Annotated in this window: 15 protein-coding genes; 14 read left to right on the plus strand and 1 reads right to left on the minus strand. The window is 30.7% G+C overall.

All coding sequences use genetic code 11. The features are described from left to right. Positions 1-55 precede the first annotated feature (55 nt). From queA to aspS, 14 genes are all read left to right on the plus strand, one after another. Positions 56-1,081: a tRNA preQ1(34) S-adenosylmethionine ribosyltransferase-isomerase QueA gene (queA, locus tag AXY43_RS22790; RefSeq protein ID WP_011968860.1), complete on the plus strand. Its 1,026-nt coding sequence runs from the start codon at positions 56-58 to the stop codon at positions 1,079-1,081. 192 nt (positions 1,082-1,273) lie between these two features. Next, on the plus strand, positions 1,274-2,410 hold the full coding sequence (gene tgt, locus AXY43_RS22795; RefSeq protein ID WP_011968861.1) for a tRNA guanosine(34) transglycosylase Tgt: 1,137 nt from the start codon (positions 1,274-1,276) through the stop codon (positions 2,408-2,410). Between the two features lie 162 nt (positions 2,411-2,572). Then, positions 2,573-2,851 carry a preprotein translocase subunit YajC gene (gene yajC, locus AXY43_RS22800; RefSeq protein WP_017208831.1) on the plus strand — a complete coding sequence of 93 codons (279 nt, stop codon included), beginning with the start codon at positions 2,573-2,575 and terminating at the stop codon, positions 2,849-2,851. Positions 2,852-2,902: 51 nt separating this feature from the next. After that, a complete protein-coding gene (locus AXY43_RS22805; RefSeq protein WP_039770618.1) occupies positions 2,903-3,271 on the plus strand; it encodes a TIGR04086 family membrane protein in 369 nt (122 codons plus the stop codon). Between the two features lie 371 nt (positions 3,272-3,642). Beyond that, a complete protein-coding gene (gene secD, locus AXY43_RS22810) occupies positions 3,643-4,908 on the plus strand; it encodes a protein translocase subunit SecD (protein ID WP_105412206.1) in 1,266 nt (421 codons plus the stop codon). After that, the gene (secF, locus tag AXY43_RS22815; protein ID WP_039770614.1) at positions 4,901-5,776 is read left to right on the plus strand and encodes a protein translocase subunit SecF; all 876 of its coding nucleotides are present in this window, start codon (positions 4,901-4,903) and stop codon (positions 5,774-5,776) included. The genes secD and secF overlap by 8 nt, the downstream gene beginning before the upstream one ends. A 123-nt stretch (positions 5,777-5,899) precedes the next feature. Further along, positions 5,900-6,775, plus strand: a complete 876-nt coding sequence (locus AXY43_RS22820; protein ID WP_011968866.1) for a DHH family phosphoesterase — start codon at positions 5,900-5,902, stop codon at positions 6,773-6,775. Positions 6,776-6,865: 90 nt separating this feature from the next. Beyond that, a complete protein-coding gene (locus AXY43_RS22825) occupies positions 6,866-7,384 on the plus strand; it encodes an adenine phosphoribosyltransferase (protein ID WP_011968867.1) in 519 nt (172 codons plus the stop codon). A 344-nt stretch (positions 7,385-7,728) separates the two neighbouring features. Next, positions 7,729-9,945: a RelA/SpoT family protein gene (locus AXY43_RS22830; protein ID WP_011968868.1), complete on the plus strand. Its 2,217-nt coding sequence runs from the start codon at positions 7,729-7,731 to the stop codon at positions 9,943-9,945. Positions 9,946-9,976: 31 nt separating this feature from the next. Continuing rightward, positions 9,977-10,426: a D-aminoacyl-tRNA deacylase gene (gene dtd / locus AXY43_RS22835; RefSeq protein WP_011968869.1), complete on the plus strand. Its 450-nt coding sequence runs from the start codon at positions 9,977-9,979 to the stop codon at positions 10,424-10,426. 12 nt (positions 10,427-10,438) lie between these two features. Continuing rightward, entirely contained in the window at positions 10,439-11,035 is a 597-nt protein-coding gene (locus AXY43_RS22840; RefSeq protein ID WP_011968870.1) for an MBL fold metallo-hydrolase, read from the plus strand. Between the two features lie 45 nt (positions 11,036-11,080). Beyond that, positions 11,081-12,508, plus strand: a complete 1,428-nt coding sequence (locus AXY43_RS22845) for a coproporphyrinogen III oxidase (RefSeq protein ID WP_105412207.1) — start codon at positions 11,081-11,083, stop codon at positions 12,506-12,508. Between the two features lie 59 nt (positions 12,509-12,567). Beyond that, positions 12,568-13,821 carry a histidine--tRNA ligase gene (gene hisS, locus AXY43_RS22850; protein WP_011968872.1) on the plus strand — a complete coding sequence of 418 codons (1,254 nt, stop codon included), beginning with the start codon at positions 12,568-12,570 and terminating at the stop codon, positions 13,819-13,821. A 31-nt stretch (positions 13,822-13,852) separates the two neighbouring features. After that, positions 13,853-15,652, plus strand: coding sequence for an aspartate--tRNA ligase (aspS, locus tag AXY43_RS22855; RefSeq protein WP_077868744.1), 1,800 nt, complete (start codon positions 13,853-13,855; stop codon positions 15,650-15,652). A gap of 134 nt (positions 15,653-15,786) precedes the next feature. Here aspS and AXY43_RS22860 read toward each other — a convergent pair whose 3' ends face one another. After that, positions 15,787-16,494 (minus strand): hypothetical protein, encoded by a 708-nt coding sequence (locus tag AXY43_RS22860; RefSeq protein ID WP_105412208.1) that lies wholly within the window; start codon positions 16,492-16,494, stop codon positions 15,787-15,789. Positions 16,495-16,551 lie beyond the last annotated feature (57 nt).

Consider the following 16,551-nt stretch of genomic DNA (forward strand, 5'->3'; position numbering starts at 1 on the left):
TTTGTTAGAAGTGTCAATAATAAGAATAAGCTGTTAGTTAGGAGAAGATAAATAAATGAACGTAAAAGATTTTGATTTTTACTTACCAGAAGAGTTGATAGCTCAACATCCGTTGGAACAAAGAGATTCATCAAGACTTATGGTTTTAGATAAGAAAACTGGTGAGATTAAGCATAAGAAATTTCATGATATTATAGAATACTTAAATGAAGGAGATACTTTAGTATTAAACAATACGAGAGTAATGCCAGCAAGATTAATTGGAGAAAAGGAAGGTACTGGCGGAAAAATTGAGTTCCTTTTACTTAAAAGAATTGAAAAGGATAGATGGGAGTGCCTAGCAAAGCCTGGTAAATCAGCAAAAGTTGGTAGAAAATTTACATTTGGGGAAGGTAAGTTAAAAGCTGAAGTTGTTGAAGTGGAAGAAAACGGAAATAGAATAGTTGAATTTTTCTATGATGGAATATTTGAGGAAGTTCTAGATTCGCTTGGGGAGATGCCTTTGCCACCATATATTCATGAGAGATTAGAAGATAGGGAAAGGTATCAAACAGTGTATTCTAAAGAAAATGGTTCTGCTGCAGCACCTACTGCGGGATTACATTTTACAAAAGAGTTATTGCAAGAAATAAAGAATAAAGGAATTAACATAGTATATCTAACATTACATGTTGGACTTGGAACTTTTAGACCTGTAAAAGTTGAATCTCTAGAGGAGCATGAAATGCATTCAGAGTTTTATATGCTTTCAAAAGAAAGTGCAGATATAATAAACGAAACTAAAAAAAGAGGAAATGCGGTTATATCTGTTGGAACAACTTCAACAAGGACATTAGAAACTATTGGTGATGAAAATGGATTTGTTAAGGAACAAAGTGGATGGACTAATATATTTATTTATCCTGGATATAAATTTAAAGTAGTGGATAAGTTAATTACAAACTTCCATTTACCAGAATCTACATTGATAATGCTTGTTTCAACTTTAGCAGGAAGAGAAAATGTTATGAATGCATATGAAGAAGCAGTAAATGAAAAATATAGATTTTTCTCATTTGGAGATGCTATGTTTATTAAATAAAAGTTTTGATTACATTGATGAGGTGACATAGTCAAGTGTTTCAATATAAAATGGGATGAATTAGAAAATAGATATTGATTTTATAATTCAGCTAACAACTAAATGGAAGTTAGTTTCTTTAAAGAATTCAGAGTTGCTCAGTAAACAAATGTAGCTGAGTTTCGTAAAAATATAATTAAGAGGTGGACGCTTGTGAGTAAAAGGTATACTTTATTAAAAAAGGATGGAAAAGCAAGGAGAGGGCAGTTTGAAACTCCTCATGGAACTATACAAACTCCAGTATTTATGAATGTTGGAACATTAGCAGCTATAAAAGGTGCAGTTTCTAGCATGGATTTAAAGGAGATAGGATGCCAGGTTGAACTTTCTAATACATATCATCTTCACTTAAGACCAAGTGATAAAGTGGTTAAAAAACTTGGAGGATTACATAAGTTTATGAATTGGGATAGACCAATTCTCACAGATTCAGGTGGATTTCAAGTATTTTCGTTAGCTAAGATGAGAAAAATAAAAGAAGAAGGCGTGTATTTTAATTCACATATAGATGGAAAGAAAATATTTATGGGACCAGAAGAATCAATGCAAATTCAAAGTAATTTGGCATCTACAATAGCAATGGCTTTTGATGAATGTATTGAAAATCCAGCGCCTAGAGAATACGTAGAAAGATCAGTAGAAAGAACTACAAGATGGCTTGAAAGATGTAAGAATGAAATGGATAGATTAAATTCTATGCCAGATACAATAAATAAGGAACAAATGCTATTTGGAATAAATCAGGGTGGAGTTTATGAAGATATAAGGATAAAGCACGCTAAAGAAATAACTAAAATGGATCTAGATGGATATGCCATAGGTGGGCTTGCTGTTGGAGAAACTCATGAAGAAATGTATAGAGTGATAGATGCAGTTGTACCACATTTGCCAGAAGATAAACCTATATATTTAATGGGAGTAGGTACACCTAGCAATATATTGGAAGCGGTCGACAGAGGCGTGGATTTCTTTGACTGTGTACTTCCAGCCAGAAATGGGAGACACGGAAATGTATTTTGTAGTGAAGGCAAGCTTAATCTTATGAATGCAAAATATGAACTTGATGATAGACCTATTGATGATGGTTGCGAATGTCCAACATGCAAGAATTATACAAGAGCATATATAAGACATTTATTTAAAGCAAAGGAAATGCTTGCGATGAGATTATGCGTTTTACATAATTTGTATTTTTATAATAAGTTAATGAAAGATATAAGAGACGCAATTGAAGGTGGTTATTTCAAGCAATTTAAGGAAGAAAAATTATCACAATGGGAAGGCAGATAATTGAAAATGATTATTTATGAATTTGGTGGGATATAGATCTTTACACGATTTCTAAATGAACATGAGTAACAAATGTAGGTTTATATTGACATTAAAGTAAATAAAATGTAAACTACATATCATGAATATAAAAAAATAGAATAAACACATTGGAGGAAAAGTATGGATAATATGTTAGCGTTACTTACGAGCGTAGTACCTTATTTACTTGTATTTGTGATATTTTTTTTCCTTCTTATATTACCTGAGAAGAAGAGAAAAAAGAAATATCAAGGTATGATTGATGAATTGAAAGTAAATGATGAAATTGTGACAAGAGGTGGAATCATAGGTAAGATTACACATATAGATGAAAAATCAGTTACAATTGAAAGTGGTCCTGCAAAAACTAGAATTAAATTAGAGAAGAGCGGAATATCTCATAAAATAAAGATGGATTAATCATAATGCCCTTTAATATTTCATAAAATGAAGTGTTGGGGGGTGTTTTTGATGGAAAATAGTAAATATTTTAGATCAGTAGTAAAAGGTACTATTGGAACTTTGATTCTAAGCTTCATAGGAGTTACAATTCTATCTTTATTGATGACTAAACTAGTATTTAGTAAAGGTATTTTTAACATGATATATGTAATAATATCTTTATGCAGTTTAAGTTTAGGAGCAATGATAGGAGCAAAGAAAAATGAATCAAAGGGATGGCTTGTAGGCTTTGGAGTAGCACTATCATATTATTTAGTATTGTTTATACTATCTAGTAGCTTTAATGGAGAATTAGCATTTAAGATTTTTGACTTCATTAAATTGATTATAGCACTGGTTGTAGGTACTCTTGCTGGGATGCTAGGGATAAATTTATAAGATACTTCAGTTTTTAATGACTAACTTTACAAAGATTAAAAGAAGTTATACATATGTGAAATCATTTTTATTTAAATGAAGGTTAAACAGTATTTTATTGTTATATCATACATTAATAAAAAACTTTATTAAGAAATTATAGTGTGCTATAATGAACAATGTGCAACATAAGAATGTAATAATATTTAAAATTAAGAAGTAATAAGTTCTTTAAAATTAAGCTTAAAGACTTTAATTTCTTAATTTTAAATATTAAAGTATTTTACATAATAAAGGAAACTGTTAATGAAATTGTAATCCAAAATTTTCAGTAAGGAATATATAGTAAATACTAACCTAATGAAAGACATAATATGCAGAGGGGGATTAAGATGAAAAGAAAAAGCAAAAGTTCAGCATTGTTGATATTAATTATTGCTGTAATTGGACTGTTAGCTTTTGCAGGATTTAAAGGATTTGTTCTAGGAGGATGGGAATTTAAATCATTTGATAAAGTAATAACTAGAGGACTAGATTTACAAGGCGGAGTTTCTGTTCTTATGGAAATTCAAAAAGATGATGTAACTGCAGAAGAATTACAAAGTGCTAAGGAACATTTATCTTTAAGAGTAAATAAACTTGGTGTTGCAGAAACAATTGTAGCAACAGAAGGTCCAAAGAGAATAAGAGTAGATGTACCGGGATTAACTAATTCTAAGGAAATAGTAGATAGTTTGGTTAAGTCTGGTAATTTGAGTTTTAAAGGGCCAGGTGGAACTGAAATTTTAACAGGTTCAGATGTAAAAAAAGCAACTGCACAAATGAATCAACAAAATGGTGGATATGAAGTTGGTTTAGAATTAAATGATGAAGGTGCACAAAAGTTTGCAGATGCAACAGGAAAATATATTGGGCAAAATATTTCAATTTACCTTGATGACGAAGAAATATCTAGTGCGCGAGTAAATTCGCAAATTTCAGGTGGAAAAGCAAGTATTGAAACACATGATACATTACAAAAGAATAAGGAATTAGCTGGAATGATTAATGCAGGTGCACTTCCACTTCCAGTTAAAGAAGTTTCAGTTAGTAATGTTGGAGCGGAACTAGGAGCTACAGCATTTCCAAACTCTGTTAAGGCGGGAATTATAGGAGTTGGATTAGTATTTTTATTCATGCTATTCCATTATAGAATTCAAGGATTAATGGCTAATATTGCTTTAACTTTGTATATAACACTTACACTTTTTGCTTTTATAGAAGTAGGTGTTACATTGACTCTTCCAGGTATAGCGGCATTCTTGCTTACTATTGGTGTGGCTGTTGATGCTAATATACTAACGTTTGAAAGAACTAAAGAGGAGTTAAAGAAAGGGTACACTGTTAAGGCGGCAGTGAAAAAAGGATCAGAGCATGCATTATCTTCAATAGTAGATTCTAACATGACAACTTTACTTGCATCACTAATTCTATATTTTATAGGATCTGGAGCAGTAAAAGGTTTTGCAATTACACTTATGATAGGTATAATTATAAGTTTATTTACAGGTTTGGTAGTAACAAAAGTACTTGTTAATTTAGCTGTTGAAAGTGGAATTATAAATAAACCATCACACTTTGGTGTTACTTTGAAAAAGGGGGATGAAAAACATGCTTAAAATAATGGAAAAGACAAAATTATGGTTTTCAATATCCCTAATCATTATTGTAATCGGAATGGGATTCTTATGTGTTAGAGGACTAAACTTTGGTATAGATTTTAAAGGTGGTTCTGAAATAGTACTTCAACTAGACGAAAGTATAAATAAAGATGATGTTGACACAATCATTCGAAGTTATGCACCAGATGCTTCGACGAATACAATTAATAATAATCAATATGAAATAAAATCAGCAGATCTGGATAGTGATAAGTTAGGATTAATTGTATCTGATTTAGAATCTAAATATAAACTGGATGATAAAGTGCTAGTTTCACAGAATGAAATAGGATCATCAGTAGGTAGAGAGTTGACTCAAAATTCTATATATGCATTACTCGCGGCTTTTGCAGTAATGTTAGTATATATAGCTATTAGATTTGAATTCAAATTTGGAGTAGCGGCTATAGCGGCCACAATTCATGATATATTAGTAACTATTTCTGTTTACTCAATATTTTATATTCCAGTAAATACACCTTTTATAGCAGCGATACTGACTATAGTGGGATATTCTATGTGTGATACGATAGTTATTTTTGATAGAATTAGAGAAAACACAAAGATGATGAGAAGAGCGAAATCAATTGAAGTGGCAGATGTAAGTTTGACTGAAACTATAGCAAGATCATTATATACTTCTTCAGCAACAGTTGTTACTATAATAGCAATGAATTTCTTAGTGCCATCTGTTCAAGCATTTACGATACCTTTAATTGTAGGTATCATAAGTGGAGCGTATTCATCAATATGTATAGCATCACCAATTTGGGTATACTTAAAAGATAGAGTTAGAAGCCAAAAGAAAAAATTACAAAAAGCTTAATTACTGGAAATGAAGAAACCTCCAGCACAATGGGGGTTTTTTCATTTGTTAACAAAATAATTGTAAAATTTATTATAATCATTTATAATAAAGGTGTTTTCTAATTTTATGGAGGAATAAACCATGCGTAAATTCTGGGAAAGTATATATTGTCCAAATTATATTAGCGGATATAACCCATTTATACTTAAGGGTATGAACAAAGCAATAGAGAGATTAGCTTTGGCGGTAAATAATAGACAAAAAATAGTTGTTTATGGTACATATAATGTCGATGGGATTTGTGCAGTTTCATCGTTAATTCTTGTTTTGAGATATTTAAATGCTGATGTAGAATATTTAATATATGATAGGCAAGAAGCTGATGCTAGAATAAATTCGGTAGATATAAAAAATAACGTAGATTTTTTAGGTGCTGAACTATTAATAACTTTAGGTGTTGGATTAAAATCTAAAGAAGAAGTTGAGCTATGCAAAAAACTAGGTATTGATTTAATTATTCTTGAAAATGAAGAAAGTGATCTTGTTAATGACTATATTTATATAAATCCTAACCAAAAGGGGTGCCAATACAGATATAAGAACTTATCGACAAGTGGACTTACTTTTAAGCTTATGCAAGCTATTGCTATATATTATAATATGAAAAGTATAAATAAATATTTAGATTTAATACTTATAGGTATTCAGTGGGCAAAGGTACCATCAAAGGGAGAAAATGGAGTACTAATTAAAGAAGGAAATAAGTTCCTGATGAATACTAATAATAATGGATTGAGATCAATAATAGAATTTAACAGTTTGGAAGAGTTTAATAATGATGGTATAAATAATATAATTGAATTCATAATTCCGCCTATAGGTGCGGTAGGTGTTATGGATAATGCTAGAATTGTCTTAGAGCTCTTAACTACAAATGATAAAGATAGAGCTGATCAAATTGTTAAATATTTATATAGACTTAAAACAAATAATTCCATAAGGTATATGGAAAGTTAATGAAATAGTAAAGCAATATTTATTAATTAGTAGTTGTTTAATATTGAATCATAAATGATATGTTAAATTAAATTCTATGGAGGAGTTAAAATGGATTTACAAGAAAAAATAAGGGTAATCGAAAATTTTCCTAAAGAAGGAATTAGTTTTAAGGACATAACAACATTAATTGCTGATGGAGAAGCGCTAAGAGAAACTATTAATAGAATAGTTAAACATCTAGAGGATAAAAAAATTGATTTGATTGTTGGGCCTGAAGCAAGAGGATTTATTTTTGGAGTTCCTGTGGCATATGCTTTAGGAGTAGGATTTATTCCAGTAAGAAAGCCAGGAAAATTACCAGGAGAAACTATATCAGTTAATTATGGATTGGAATATGGAGAGGATCAGCTTCAACTTCATAAAGATGCAATCAAACCAGGTCAAAGAGTTGCTGTTGTAGATGACTTATTAGCAACAGGGGGGACTGTAGAAGGCGTTGCTAAATTAATAGAACAAGCAGGTGGAATAGTTGCTTCACTTGATTTTGTAATAGAACTAACTGAATTAAAAGGAAAAGATAAATTAGAAGGATATGATGTACTATCATTAGTTAAATACGACATCTAAGTTGTGATTTTAGGTATTTTAAGAGTTGTTTCTGGGCATTATAATTGGTAAGGATTCCATTTCTTTTAAATGTATTGTTGAAAATAATTCTAAAATAATATATAATTATTAAAAAGTTAGGCTGGTTATTAAACCAGCCTTTGAATTTAGGTATATTCAAAAAAGCGGAGCGGAATTCAGGATACTTTATTAATTTAATTGTATTTTATGCTGATAAATTGACTAACGCTAAGAATCAGTATTTACTAAATTATCTGCCTAAAAATTATACTGTAATTTCTAATCTGTTATTTTGTTTTAGATACTTACTTCAAATGAATTAATATAGAAGGAGCGTAATCCTTATGATTGATAAATTACTGGAAAAGATTGATAAGAATTGTAATAATGTTGATGTTGAAATGGTAAAAAAAGCATATGATTTTGCTGAAAAAGCTCATAAGGACCAAAAAAGGGAATCTGGTGAACCGTATATTATTCATCCGATAGCAGTAGCTGAAATTCTAGCTGAGTTGGGTATGGATACTAATACTATTGTAGCTGGATTATTGCATGATGTAATTGAAGATACGGAGTTTTCTTATGATGAAACAGTAAGCCTTTTTAATGCGGAAATCGCTAATCTTGTAGAAGGTGTTACGAAGCTTACTAAGCTTGGAGAAATGGAATATAAAACTAAAGAAGAGCAACAAGCTGATAATGTGAGAAAAATGTTGCTTGCTATGGCAAAAGATATAAGAGTAATAATTATTAAATTGGCAGATAGATTACATAATATGAGAACTCTCAAATTTATGCCAGCAAAAAAGCAAAAAAACAAAGCAAAAGAGACATTGGATATTTACGCGCCTTTAGCGCATAGGCTGGGTATGTCTAAAATTAAATGGGAATTAGAGGATTTATGTTTTAGATATTTACATGAAAAAGAATATTATGAATTAGTAGATAGTATTGCCGAAAAGAGAGTAGAAAGAGAAACTTACATAAACGATATAGTAAATGATTTAAAACAAAAGCTTGGAAATTCTGGAATTGAATCGGATATTGATGGAAGACCAAAGCATTTTTATAGTATCTACAAAAAGATGGTTAGTAAGAATAAAAGCATAGAGCAAATTTTTGATTTAACGGCTATTAGAGTTCTGGTGCATTCTGTTAAGGATTGTTATGGTGTCCTTGGAATAGTACACACTATCTACAGGCCAATTCCAGGAAGGTTTAAAGATTATATAGCAATGCCTAAACCAAACATGTATCAATCATTACATACCACTGTAATTGGACCACAAGGCAAAACTTTTGAAATTCAAATTAGAACTTTTGAAATGCATAAAACAGCAGAATATGGAATTGCAGCTCACTGGAAATATAAAGAGGGAGATAACGCCAAAGGGGAGCAAGATAAGCAAAAAGATTTTGAAAAGAAGCTAGTATGGCTTAGAGATATGTTGGAATGGCAGAAAGAAACATCAGATGCTGAAGAGTTTATTGAAGGTTTTAAGATAGATTTGTTTTCAGATGAAGTATTTGTGTTTACTCCAAAAGGTGTTGTAATAAATTTATGCAGCAATGCTACGCCTATAGACTTTGCATATAGAATACATACTGATGTAGGAAATAAGTGCGTAGGTGCTAAGGTTAATGGTAAAATAGTTCCTTTAGATTATACTCTCAAGACAGGAGAAATTGTAGAAATTTTAACTTCGCCTAATGCTAAGGGACCTAATATGGATTGGTTAAACATCGCAAAAAGTAATCAATCTAAGAGCAAAATAAAACTTTGGTTTAAAAAGGCTAAAAGAGAAGAAAATATGCTAAAGGGCAAGGAACTTCTTGAAAAGGAATTAAAGAAACAGTGTGTTAACTATGCTGACGTTGCTAAAGGGGATTTTTATGAAAAATTAGTGAAGAGATATAATATTCATTCTATGGATGATTTATATGCTTTAATTGGTATAGGAGGATTCTCTGTATCTACTCTTATTGCAAGATTGAAGGAAGACAATGGGATAGGTGTAGATAAGGTAAACAAGGAAAAAGAAAATAAGGAAATTTTAAATAAGAATATCGAGGAACAAATTGCAAAAACAGCAAGAAAACCAGAACCCAATGGATATGGAATAACAGTAAAAGGTGAAAGTAATCTTATGGTCAGGTTTGCTAAGTGTTGTAGTCCAGTTCCTGGAGATGAAATTTTAGGATATATAACTAAAGGTAGAGGAGTATCAGTTCATAGGAGTGATTGCAGTAATTTGCAAAACCTTATAGATACAGATAAAGATAGAGTAGTAGAAGTTAATTGGGGATCAGCACAAGGTACATCTTATTTTGCAGAAATTCAAGTTGTAGCTGATGATAGAGATGGATTGCTAGCAGATATAATGAGTGTTATAACAGAGCTTAAACTACAGTTAAGTGCTGTAAATGCGAATTTAGCAAAGCAAGGATCGGCACTAATTAATGTAAAAATAAAAATTACATCTGTCGATAGTCTGAAGGATTTAATGAAGCGACTTAAAAGATTAAAAGGTGTGACAGATGTATATAGAGTAAATAGTTAGAATCTTATATATATCAGAAAGGTGAGATAACATGAGAGCAGTTGTACAAAGAGTGAGCTCATCTAGCGTTTGTGTTGATGGAGATATAATTGGTGAAATAGGTGTAGGCTTTAATGTATTAATAGGAATATCTAAGGATGATACTTTTGAAGACCTAAAATATATAAAAGATAAGATTATCAATTTGAGAGTGTTTCATGATGAAAATGATAAAATGAATTTGTCACTATTGGATATTAAAGGTGAAATACTTGTGATATCTCAGTTTACATTGTATGGTGATTGTAGAAAAGGAAGAAGGCCCAATTTTATGGAAGCACAAGGTGGAGAAGAGGCTAAAAAGCTGTATGAAGAATTCTTAGATCTTCTTAAGACATCAAACTTAAAAGTTGAATGTGGAGAATTTGGAGCAGACATGAAGGTTAAAATTAATAATGATGGGCCTGTTACCATATTATTAGATAGTAAGAGAAATTTTTAGGAGGAGTTCAAATTGATTATAAAAACATTAATAGCGGGAATGTATGAAGAAAATTGTTATTTAATAATGGATGAAGGCACCAAGGAACTTGCAATTATAGATCCAGGCGGGCAGCCGAATTTGATAGAAAAAGAGATTAGTAGGTTGGATGGAAAGCCTAAATTTATTCTTTTGACACATGGACATATGGATCATGTGGGAGCAGTTATTGAATTAATGAATAAACTCAATATTCCTTTTTATATAAGTGAAAATGAAGAACAATATATGAAAAATGACGAGTTTGTATTTGGATCACTGCCAAAAGCTTCAAAATATTTAAAAGAAGGAGATACAGTATCTTTAGGCAATAATATAATTAAAGTTATAGAGACAGCTGGGCATACAGCAGGTGGTATATGCTTCCTAGTAAATGATGAACTGTTTACAGGAGATACTCTTTTCCAAGGATCTATTGGAAGAAGTGATTTTCCAGGAGGGAATGGAGCACAGCTTATAAAAAATATAAAGGAAAAGTTATTGCCTTTAGGAGATGGTGTTAAAGTTTATCCGGGACACGGACCAGCATCTACAATAGGATATGAAAAAAGGAATAATCCATTCTTATAAAAATAAAAATGTGCATTAATTTGCACATTTTTAAGGGGAGAAACGATGGAAGTTAAAGTTAGTTTAAATGATTTTAAATTTAGATACGAAGTATACCAATTATTTAATGTATATTACTCAATGAGGGAAATTAAATTTGTGGGTGCAGAAGATGCAGATTATATGGTTTATATTGATGAGAAAACCTTAAGGTTTGAATATAATAATTATTATGTAGAAGAATCTTTAGGAGAAGATATTAAAAATTCTCTTAGAAGATTTCTTTTTCTGTGCCTTAGAAATGTAACTCATGACATTTATCCTTGGGGAATATTAATTGGAATCAGACCATCTAAAATAGCATTAAAATTGCTTGAAGAAGGCAATACTGAAGATGAAGTGATAGAAATATTTAAAGAAAAATACTTGGCTCATGAGGATAAAGCTAGACTTTGTATAGATGTGGCAAAAGCTGAGAAAAAAATAGTTAATAAGGATAAAAATACTATAGCTATATATATAGGCATGGCATTTTGTCCAACAAAATGTTTATATTGCTCATTCACTTCGAACCCTATAGGTGTTTATAAAAAGATGGTGACGCCATATATAGAGGCACTTATTAAAGAGATAAAAGGTATGAGTTCATATGTGAAGGAAAGAAAACTTAATATCGAATCAGTATATTTTGGTGGCGGTACTCCAACATCAGTAAGTGATGAAGAATTCAACATAATCATGAAAGAAATTTATAATTGTTTTATTAAGGATGATAATATAAAAGAGTTTACGGTTGAATGCGGAAGACCAGATACGCTTACTAGAAATAAACTTCAGACAATGAAAGAGTATGGAGTAGATAGAATAAGTATTAATCCCCAAACAATGAATGATAAAACTTTAAATTTAATTGGTAGAACTCATTCTTCAGCAGATATAAAAGAAAAATTTAAAATGGCTAGAGAACTTGGATTTGATGATATTAATATGGATATAATAATAGGACTTCCAGGTGAGACGCATGGAGATGTTATTCATACTAAGAATGAGTTAATAAAACTAAAACCTGATAGCATTACAGTTCATGGCCTAGCGCTTAAAAGAGGGTCTAGAATGTATGAAGAATTTATCTTAAAAAAAGGAATACAAATTACGTCCCAAGATGAAATTATAAAAATGTATGAAGAAAGTAGGAATCTGGCAGAAAATTTAGGTATTTCACCATATTATATGTATAGGCAAAAAAATATGGTTGGAAATATGGAGAATTTAGGTTATGCTAAAGAAGGCAAAGAATGTATATACAATATTCAAATGATTGAGGAAAAACAAACAGTAATTGCACTGGGAGCAGCAGCTGTAAGTAAAGTGATATTTTTAGAGGAAGATAGACTTGAAAGATTTCCAAACTTAAAAGATCTTCATGAATATGTATCTAGAATTGATGAAATGATTGAGAAAAAGAAAGCGTTGCTTGATACATTGTATACATAATTAACTGTAATAAATTAGAATATTGTAAATTTGTTTAGTCAAATAGGAGGAAAAGATCAATGGCGATTGAAATGCAAGCACCAAAAGGCACCAAGGATATGTTGCCTGAAGATGCCTATAAGTGGCATTATATAGAAAGTGCCTTTAGAAAGGTTGCTAAAACATATGGAATTAGAGAAATTAGAACTCCGATGTTCGAACACACAGAATTATTTTTAAGAAGTGTTGGGGATACAACAGATATAGTTCAGAAAGAAATGTATACTTTCAATGACAAGGGAAATAGAAGTATAACATTGAAACCAGAAGGAACTGCATCAGCAGTAAGGGCATTTGTGGAAAATAGATTATTTAACGAAGCTCAGCCAACAAAATTATACTATATTACACCAGCGTTTAGATATGAAAATGTCCAAAAAGGAAGGCTTAGACAATTTCATCAATGTGGATTAGAAGTGTTTGGCTCAAATGCAGCTTCAATGGATGCGGAAGTTATAGCAGTCGCTATGGATACATTAAAAGAATTAGGATTAAAAAGTTTAAGTTTAAATATAAATAATTTAGGTTGCCCAAGTTGTAGACCTAAATATAATGAAGCGCTTAAGAAATTTTTAGCTGATAATTATGATGGACTTTGTGACACTTGTAAAGATAGATTTGAAAAAAATCCTATGAGAATATTGGATTGTAAAGAGAAGAAATGTCATGAAATTACTAAAAATGCGCCGATAATATTGGATTATGTTTGTGAAGAGTGTAGTACACATTTTAATAAAGTCAAAGAATATTTAGATATCTTAGGACTTCCTTATACAATAGATCCAGGCATCGTAAGGGGATTAGACTATTACACAAAAACTATATTTGAAATCTTAACTTCTGATTTTACTGTATGTGGAGGAGGAAGGTATGATAAGCTTATAGAAGAACTTGGTGGACCAGATATGCCAGCAGTTGGATTTGGTATGGGTGTTGAAAGATTAATTATGACTTTAGAAAAAGAAAATATAGAAATACCTAAAGAAAAATTATTTGATTTATATATTGGTGCTAGAGGAGAAGCAGAAAGTAAGTATGCTTTTAAGCTGGCTAGTGATTTAAGAGCTTTAGGTGTGAAGTGTGAGATAAATCACATGGGTAGAAGCGTGAAAGCTGAAATGAAGTATGCAAACAAATTAGGAGCAGCATTTACTACTATTTTAGGTGAAGATGAATTAACAAATAGAAAAGTTAATTTGAAAAGAATGAGCGATGGTGAGATTTTTGAAGTTTCATTAGAAGACTTGATGGAAATAGCTAAAATAGTTAAATAAGAATAAGTTAAACTAAGGGAGGATTTTAGTAATGGGTGAATCTTTAAATGGATTAAAACGTACAATGATGTGCGGTGAACCTAGAGAAGAACATGTAGGTAAAAAAATAACATTAATGGGATGGGTTCAAAGAAACAGAAAGCTTGGAGCACTTGAATTTGTTGATTTAAGAGATAAAACAGGTATAATGCAAGTTGTATTTGGTGAGGAAATTAATGCAGAAGCTTTTGAAAAGGCAAAAGGAGTAAGATCTGAATACTGCGTAGCAGTAACAGGGGAAGTTGTTAAAAGAGAAAGCGTTAATGAAAATATGCCAACTGGTTTTGTTGAATTAAAATGTGAAAATATAAAGATACTTTCAGAATCAGAAACTCCACCAATATATATAAAAGAAGATTTAGACGCTGCAGAAAATATCAGATTAAAATATAGATATTTAGACTTAAGAAGACCTGATATGCACAAAATATTTGAAATTAGAAGTAAAACTACAAAGGCTATACGTGATTATTTAGAAGAAAATAACTTCTTAGATGTAGAAACTCCTATTTTATCAAAGAGTTCTCCAGAGGGAGCTAGAGATTACTTAGTACCTTCAAGAAATTATCCTGGAATGTTCTATGCGCTTCCACAGTCACCACAAATATTTAAGCAGTTATTAATGGTATCTGGATTTGATAGATATTATCAAATAGCTAAATGCTTTAGAGATGAAGACTTAAGAGCGAATAGACAACCAGAATTTACTCAAGTTGATATGGAATTAAGTTTTGTAGAACAAGAAGATATAATGGCAGTAAACGAAGGATTAATTGCTCATGTATTTAAAAAAGTAGCAGGTGTAGATGTTCAGCTTCCAATAAAAAGAATGACATTTAAAGATGCTATGGAAAAATACGGATCTGATAAACCAGATTTAAGATTTGGCATGGAAATAACTAATATAACAGAAGATGTTAAGGATTTAGATTTTGTTGTATTTAAATCAGCAATAGAAGCTGGTGGATCTGTTAGAGCTCTATGTTTAAAAGGTGGAGCAGACCTTGGAAGAAAGCCTTTAGATAAATTAGGGGAGTTTGTTAAGACTTACAAGGCTAAAGGCCTTGCTTGGATTCAAATTAAAGAAGATGGTGTTAAATCATCAATAGCTAAGTTCTTAACTGATGATGTAACGAATTCTATAGTAAAAACTATGAATGCTGAAACTGGAGATGCTATACTTATAGTAGCAGATAAAAATTCAGTGGTATTCCAAAGTTTAGGTGCGTTAAGATTAGAACTTGCTAAGCAATTTGATTTGATTAAGGATAAGAATGAATTTAATTTCACATGGATTACTGAATTCCCACTATTTGAATATAGTGAAGAAGAAGAAAGATATAAAGCTTGTCATCATCCATTTACTGCACCAATGGATGAGGATTTAGATTTTATCGAATCAGATCCAGGAAATGTACGTTCTAAGGCTTATGACTTAGTATTAAATGGTGAAGAACTAGGTGGAGGTTCTATAAGAATTCATGATACAGCTCTTCAAGAAAGAATGTTTAGAGCACTTGGACTAACAGATGAAGTAGTGAATGAAAGATTTGGATACCTATTACAAGCATTTAAATTTGGACCACCACCACATGGCGGTTTAGCATTTGGTCTTGATAGAATGATTATGTTCTTAGCAGGGACAGAAAATATCAAAGATGTTATTGCATTCCCTAAGAACCAAAATGCATATTGTTACTTAAGTGAAGCACCCAATATAGTTGATGAAAAGCAATTAACTGAACTTGGTATAGCAATACTACCAAAAGAAGAAAAAAATGATAAAGAATAGAATTAATTAATTATAAAAGACTCTTATACGAATGAAAGTATAAGAGTTTTTATTTAAGTTTATATTATTATATAGGATTAATTTATATAGATAAGACTTTTAATTGTCTTGTGTCAATTTACAAATAGTTATTATTAGAAGAGTATTGGAGCATTGGTATTTAGAATATCAATAAGCCTCCTGCTTAATAGTGGTTCTTCAACTGCATTATCGCAGGCGAATTTAAGAGCCTCTAAGCTCATAGAAATATCCTCTTCTATGAATTCTTTTGATTCCCATGATATAGAGTTCTTTACAAAATTAAATATGTCACATGGGTCATCAAAAATTTCTATAAATAGCCTTTGGTTAGGAATGTTATTCCAAGTCGCATTAAACTTTTTAGAAAAAGACTTCAATTTTTGGTTTAATGATTCAGAATCGCAGTCCCAAAAATTATTCAAAAAATCATATGAATTTTTCATTGAATTTAAAGAAGTTAAATCCATATTTGAATCATTGTATTTTAAAGTCTCATTAATAACAGTATCAAAATCTGATATTGGAATGAGAAAACCATCAGATTTACGGTCAAACCAAGTAAAAAAAGATGTTGGCAAGAATACATGTTGCAAAAATCCTAATAGACTATAGCCGCAAGGATAAGCAGCCCAACCGCATTGGAGAATGTTTTTTTCAAGATCAAAAATTCCAGTGTAAATTACTTTTGAGGTGTTAGTTATCTCTTTATTATCAAAATAACCCTCCCATAAATTTTCTTCATTTAGAATTTTTTCTTCCCAAAAAGAAAAGCTTCTATAAGGTCTTTTTTCAAGAGTATTTTGTTTTATATTAAATTCCAATGATAAATTCCTCCTCTCGATGTTATCATAATATTTAAAAAAATACATTTTAAATTT

This window comes from Clostridium sp. MF28 (assembly GCF_002969175.1).
Lineage (GTDB): Bacteria > Bacillota > Clostridia > Clostridiales > Clostridiaceae > Clostridium > Clostridium beijerinckii.